Here is a 6636-nt window from a genome sequence, read left to right on the forward strand (position 1 = left end):
AAAGACGTTGACAGATATTTTAAAAAGATTTATAGTAACATTGTACCGAAAGTGATAATCATTATCAATAAGAAATTGTAATTTACAGGAGGTATAAAATGGTTCGCCTTCATACAGATCAATTACATATTGGCTATGGTGAGAAATTGATTGTTAAAGATATGTCGATTGAGATTCCAGATAAACAGATTACCACGATTATCGGCTCAAACGGCTGCGGAAAGTCGACTCTCCTAAAAGCGTTAACGAGGATTATCCGTTTCCAGGGCGGTTCCATCATTCTTGACGGTAAGAGCATTACGGAAGAAGATACAAAAAAACTGGCGAAGAAGATGGCCATCCTGCCGCAAAATCCTGAAAGTGCAGGAGGGTTGACGGTCGGGGAACTCGTTTCATATGGAAGGTTTCCGTACCAAAGCGGGTTTGGACGATTATCCAAAAGAGATATGGAAGTCATTGATTGGGCACTTGAGACAACAGGAACAGCCGATTACAAGTATATGCCGGTTGATTCGTTGTCAGGTGGACAGCGCCAACGGGTTTGGATCGCCATGGCAATCGCCCAGGAAACCGAAATGATCTTTCTGGATGAACCGACGACCTATCTTGATATGGCTCACCAGCTTGAAGTACTTGAACTGCTGCAAAGGCTGAATGAGGAACAGGGACGCACCATTGTAATGGTCCTCCATGACATCAATCAGGCCGCACGATTTGCGGACCATATCATTGCCTTGAAACAAGGAAGCATTATCAAAGCAGGCAACTGCGACGAAGTGGTCACAAATGAAGTCCTTCAGCAGGTCTTTAACATCGATGCTGTCATTGGGCGTGACCCTCGTACAAATAAACCGATGTGCATGACTTATCATCTATTAAAAGGAGAACAACAATATGAAAAAACTAATTATGCCATTCCTGCTCTTGCTGGCGCTACTTCTTAGTGCATGCGGAAACAATTCAGCTAACAATGATGCCGGTGGAGAAGCGAACGATCAAGGCAATAAAGAGCCGGAAACAATTACCTATGAATCCGAGAACGGGCCAGTCGAAGTACCTGCCGACCCTCAGCGTGTCATTGTCCTTTCATCATTTGCCGGTAACGTAATGGCACTCGATGTGAACCTTGTTGGTGTCGATTCTTGGTCGAAAATGAATCCCCGTTTCGAAGAGAAATTAGAAGGCGTCGAGGAAGTCACGGATGAAAGCCTTGAGAAAATCATTGAGCTTGAGCCGGACCTGATCATCGGGCTTTCCAATATCAAGAACGTCGACAAGCTGAATGAAATTGCCCCGACGGTCACTTTCACATACGGTAATGTTGACTATCTGACTCAGCATGTGGAAATCGGAAAACTATTGAATAAAGAAGAAGAAGCACAAACATGGGTGGATGATTTCAAAGCACGCGCTAAAGAAGCCGGCGAAGAAATCAAAGCGAAAATCGGTGAAGATACTACGGTTTCCGTATTGGAAAACTTCAATAAACAAATCTATGTGTACGGCGACAACTGGGGCCGCGGTACAGAAATCCTGTATCAGGAAATGGGCTTGAAGATGCCTGAAAAAGTAAAGGAATCTGCACTTGAACCGGGATACTATGCGGTTTCCCTTGAGGTCCTGCCTGAATTTGCCGGTGACTATGTTGTGTTGAGTAAATCTCCTGAGCAAGATAACTCATTCATGGAGACGGATACGTACAAAAACATTCCAGCCGTAAAGAACAACCAGGTCATCGAAGTCAATATGCTCGAATTCTACTTTAACGATCCTCTGACACTCGAGTATCAACTGGAAACCTTCAAAGAATCATTATAATACACTAAAGCACTAAAAGGGACAGTCCCTCTTAGTGTGGTAATGCGTTAAAGTGATAAAGAATTTGAAGCAGCTTTACTTTGGGAGGAATTCTTCTGTTAAGAAGAGTTCCTTTTTCGCAGTTTAAATACATAAGAAGAGTTGATATTCATGGGTAATGTATCTCAATCTATTAAAATAGTTTATAAGTTCATTCTCGGCATTCTGATCCTGCTTGTTTCCTTTATGGCTGCCATGTCATTGGGAGCGGCTGATATCAACGTGAGGGATGTTTGGGGAGCGGTCGTCGCTTTGGAAACCACAGCTTCCAACTCGATTATCAGGGAGCTCCGCCTGCCGAGGGAGGTTGCGGCCATCGCTGTTGGATCTGCTCTGGGGGTTTCCGGTGCCATCATGCAAGGGTTGACACGGAATCCTCTCGCCGATCCCGGCCTTCTCGGATTAACGGCAGGAGCCAATGCAGCCCTCGCCTTCACACTCGCATTTCTGCCGGCTGCCAATTATTTCACCATCATGATTGCTTGTTTCATTGGAGCGGCAGCAGGTGCGATTCTGGTATTCGGGATGAGTGCGGCGAAGAAAGGCGGATTTTCGCCCTTCCGGATTGTACTGGCAGGTGCAGCGGTCTCCGCGTTTTTGTATGCGGTTGCGGAAGGAATCGGCCTTTATTTCAAAATCTCGAAAGATGTCTCGATGTGGACGGCGGGAGGACTGATCGGCACAACCTGGTCTCAGCTTAATGTAATTATCCCGTTCATTACATTGGGCATTCTCCTGGCCATTGCACTTTCGAAGCAGCTGACCATTCTCAGCTTGAATGACGAATTGGCCGTAGGGCTCGGACAGAATATAGGACGAATCAAAGGCATCCTGTTTATCGTTACGACACTGCTTGCGGGCGCAGCGGTGGCCCTTGCCGGGAACCTTGCCTTCATAGGATTGATGATTCCTCACATTGTCCGCGCGTTTGTGGGAACGGATTACCGGTTCATCCTGCCGATGTCGGCCCTGCTGGGGGCATCCTTTATGCTTTGGGCAGATACCCTTGGCAGGACCATCAACATGCCGTATGAAACGCCGGTCGCTGCCATCATTTCCATACTGGGCCTGCCTTTCTTCATTTTCATTGTTAATAAAGGAGGCCGAGCGTTCTCATGATCCATCCTTCTATAATCAAGAAACAAAGGCGAGTCATGCTGGGGTTGCTGGCTTTGATCATCCTGACCGCCATCATCGGAATGGGAATGGGCTTTTCCAGCCTTTCCTATAACCGCCTTCTCCCGACATTGTTCGGTCAGGGGACATTTAAAGAAGAATTTGTCCTGTTTTCAGTACGTCTGCCAAGAGTTGTCATCACTCTTCTGGCAGGAATGGCACTTGCTGTGTCCGGTGCCATCCTGCAGACCATCACAAGAAACGATCTGGCGGATCCCGGGATCATCGGAATCAATTCTGGTGCGGGCGCGGCCATCGCTGTCTTCTTCCTGTTTTTCCCGATTGATGCAGGAAGCTTTGTGTATGCCATCCCAGGTATTGCTTTCGCAGGAGCACTTCTGACTGCCATACTGATCTATCTTTTTTCCTATAAAAGAACCGCAGGACTTCAGCCAGTGCGGCTTGTCCTGACGGGAGTCGGCTTTTCAATGGCTCTGTCAGGGGTCATGATTGTGTTGATTTCTTCTGCTGAAAGGCAGAAGGTCGATTTCATTGCAAGATGGCTTGCCGGAAATATTTGGGGAGGGGATTGGCCGTTTATTGTGGCGATTCTGCCATGGCTTTTGATTTTGATCCCATTTACTTTATATAAGGCCAATAAGCTGAACTTGCTTGGATTGAATGAACCGGTCGCTATCGGTGTGGGAGTGAGTCTGGAAAGAGAACGGTTCATCCTCCTGCTCGCCGCGGTTGCGCTGGCAGCAGCAGCCGTGTCGGTTACAGGTGGGATCGCCTTTATTGGACTGATGGCTCCGCATATCGCGAAAGCCCTCGTTGGGCCAAGGCATCAATTGTATCTTCCGGTGGCCATCCTTGCCGGCGGCTGGCTGCTCATGTTTGCCGACACAATCGGCCGGAACCTGACAGATCCAGACGGCATCCCGGCAGGCATCATGACGGCATTGATTGGTGCTCCTTATTTCATGTATCTTTTAATGAAGAAAATATAAACCAAAAGCAGAGAACCCATATGGGTTTTCTGCTTTTTTTATTGTAAAAATTGAAATCAGTAGGAATTCCTTCACGATGGGCTCTTGCCGGCATATACAAAATGTAGAGAAGTAATTATTCAGAGTTATGATTATCTATACAAACCAAGGCTCTTTAATTCTTTTTATCTATTATTCTAAAAGAGGTTGCAAATGTATAAAAATACAGTATAATAAATTTTAATTCATCATTTGTTTGGAAAGGAAGCGTTGATAAGTGGAAAAAGAGAAAATCGTTCTTGCCTATTCAGGAGGACTTGATACTTCGGTATCTATAAAGTGGATTCAAGAAAAATACGGATATGAAGTCATTGCTTTGGGACTTGATGTAGGAGAAGGAAAGAATCTGGATTTTATTAAGGATAAAGCCCTTCAGGTGGGAGCCGTCAAAGCGTATATGGTGGATGCAAAGGAAATGCTCGCACAGGATTATATCATTCCAGCTTTGAAAGCGAACTGTTTGTATGAAGGAAAGTATCCTCTTTCCTCTGCTTTATCACGTCCGCTGATTGCCAAGCTGCTTGTGGATGTCGCCGAAAAAGAAGGAGCAGTGGCAGTGGCACATGGATGCACCGGAAAAGGGAATGATCAAGTGCGGTTTGAAGTGTCGATCAATGCCCTGGCACCGGATATGAAAGTGGTTGCCCCTGTCAGAGAGTGGGGGATGACCCGTGATGAAGAGATTCACTATGCACAGGAAAAAGGTATACCGATTCCGGTGGACTTGGATAATCCTTATTCAATCGATGCGAATATATGGGGACGCGCCTGTGAGGCAGGGGTACTGGAAAACCCTTGGACAGAAGCACCAGAGGGGGCTTTTGACTGGACCAACCCGATTGAACTGACGCCGGATGAAGCGGAAAATATCGAAATTGAATTTGAGCAGGGAGTTCCCATTGCATTGAACGGTGTAAAAATGGAGATTGTGCCGCTCATTGAAAAACTTAATGAGATTGGCGGCAAGCATGGTATCGGCCGGATCGATCATATTGAAAACCGGCTGGTGGGAATCAAATCCCGTGAGGTGTATGAAAATCCAGCTGCCCTGATTCTCATCAATGCCCACAAGGAGCTGGAATTCCTCACATTGCCGCGAGAAATTACTTCCTTTAAAACAACAGTAGATGCTCAAATGGCAAAACTGATTTATGAGGGATTATGGTATTCACCTTTAAACAAGGCTCTTCAGGCTTTTGTGGATGAAACCCAAAAAGTGGTTTCTGGAAAGATCCGTGTAAAGCTGCACAAAGGAACTCATTTTGTCACGGGACGCCAGTCTGCTAACAGTCTGTACAACGAAGAGCTTGCCACCTATTCAAAAGGAGATGCTTTTGACCATAATGCTGCGGTAGGATTCATTAAGCTTTGGGGACTGACAACAAAAGTCTATTCCCAGGTGAATAAAGAAGATCAATCAGAGGAAAAAACGACGGTTACCAGTTCTGCAGGTTTATAGATTACTAAACTGAACGCTGTTTTCGTATAGATTGTTGCTTTCGGAAAAATCCAAAGGGCGGATTTTTCCCTCGGATGCAAGGGCTTGTCTTACTAAACAGGTGGATTAGCTCTTTTCTTTCTTGCTAACCAGGCTATCTTCTGAGAATTAGGGGTTTATATTTTGAAGGTCCTATTAAAAAGCAACAAAGTTTTAGAAAAGAGCCAAACTGAAAGAGCTTTAATTAGGCTTAATGGAGGAAATGAAAATGACGAAACTATGGGGCGGACGGTTCACGAAAGAAACAAACAAATTGGTAGAAGAATTCACGGCTTCCATTTCGTTTGACCAGAAGCTGGCACTCGAAGATATAGAAGGAAGCCTGGCTCATGTGAAGATGCTGGGCGAATGCTCCATCCTATCACCTGACGACGTTGAATTGATAACAGAAGGGCTTTTACAGATTAAAAGTAAAATAGAAAGCGGTACGATGGAATATTCAGTGGAGCACGAAGATATTCATATGAATATCGAAAAACAATTGATTGATTTGATTGGACCTGTTGGCGGAAAGCTCCACACAGGCAGAAGCCGGAATGACCAGGTAGCAACCGATATGCATTTATATTTAAATAGAAAAACGAAAGAACTGATCGGGTTGATGAACTCTGTTCAGGAAGCCCTTTTACTGCAGGCTAAAGATAATGTCGAAACAATCATTCCCGGGTATACCCACTTGCAGAGAGCGCAGCCTGTATCGTTTGCCCACCATCTGCTTGCGTACTTCTGGATGTTCCAGCGCGATAAGGAACGTCTGCAGGACAGCCTGAAACGGGTGAACTGGTCGCCGCTTGGTGCAGGTGCACTGGCAGGGACCACGTTTCCGATCAACAGGGAACGGTCTGCGGAACTGTTAGGGTTCGACACTGTGTATCCCAACAGTATGGATGCGGTCAGTGACAGAGATTTCATCGTCGAATTCTTATCCATTGGCTCTTTGATTATGACCCACATGTCAAGGCTGTCGGAGGAATTAGTAATCTGGTCGAGCCAGGAATTCCATTTCATTGAACTCGACGATTCTTTTTGCACAGGTTCGAGCATCATGCCGCAAAAGAAAAATCCTGATGTGCCGGAGCTGCTGCGTGCCAAAACAGGCAGGGTCTACGGCAATCT

General features: G+C 45.8%; 6 protein-coding genes. All 6 read left to right on the forward strand.

Annotated elements, in window-relative coordinates; translation table 11 throughout:
• Window positions 1-98 precede the first annotated feature (98 nt).
• Entirely contained in the window at window positions 99-944 is an 846-nt protein-coding gene (locus BSG1_RS13210) for an ABC transporter ATP-binding protein (RefSeq protein WP_006837576.1), read from the forward strand.
• Window positions 895-1818, forward strand: a complete 924-nt coding sequence (locus BSG1_RS13215; protein WP_044022887.1) for an iron-hydroxamate ABC transporter substrate-binding protein — start codon at window positions 895-897, stop codon at window positions 1816-1818. Before BSG1_RS13210 ends, BSG1_RS13215 begins: the two co-directional genes overlap by 50 nt.
• Before the next feature lie 150 nt (window positions 1819-1968).
• Complete coding sequence (locus BSG1_RS13220; protein ID WP_006837578.1) at window positions 1969-2976, forward strand: FecCD family ABC transporter permease; 1008 nt, start codon at window positions 1969-1971, stop codon at window positions 2974-2976.
• Window positions 2973-3983 carry a FecCD family ABC transporter permease gene (locus tag BSG1_RS13225; protein ID WP_006837579.1) on the forward strand — a complete coding sequence of 337 codons (1011 nt, stop codon included), beginning with the start codon at window positions 2973-2975 and terminating at the stop codon, window positions 3981-3983. Before BSG1_RS13220 ends, BSG1_RS13225 begins: the two co-directional genes overlap by 4 nt.
• A 256-nt stretch (window positions 3984-4239) precedes the next feature.
• A complete protein-coding gene (locus BSG1_RS13230; RefSeq protein ID WP_006837580.1) occupies window positions 4240-5481 on the forward strand; it encodes an argininosuccinate synthase in 1242 nt (413 codons plus the stop codon).
• Between the two features lie 247 nt (window positions 5482-5728).
• Window positions 5729-6636 (forward strand): argininosuccinate lyase (gene argH, locus BSG1_RS13235; RefSeq protein ID WP_044022888.1); only part of this gene is annotated, 908 nt, incomplete at its 3' end.

It is taken from the genome of Bacillus sp. SG-1, assembly GCF_000181495.1.
Taxonomy (GTDB): domain Bacteria; phylum Bacillota; class Bacilli; order Bacillales; family Bacillaceae_B; genus Rossellomorea.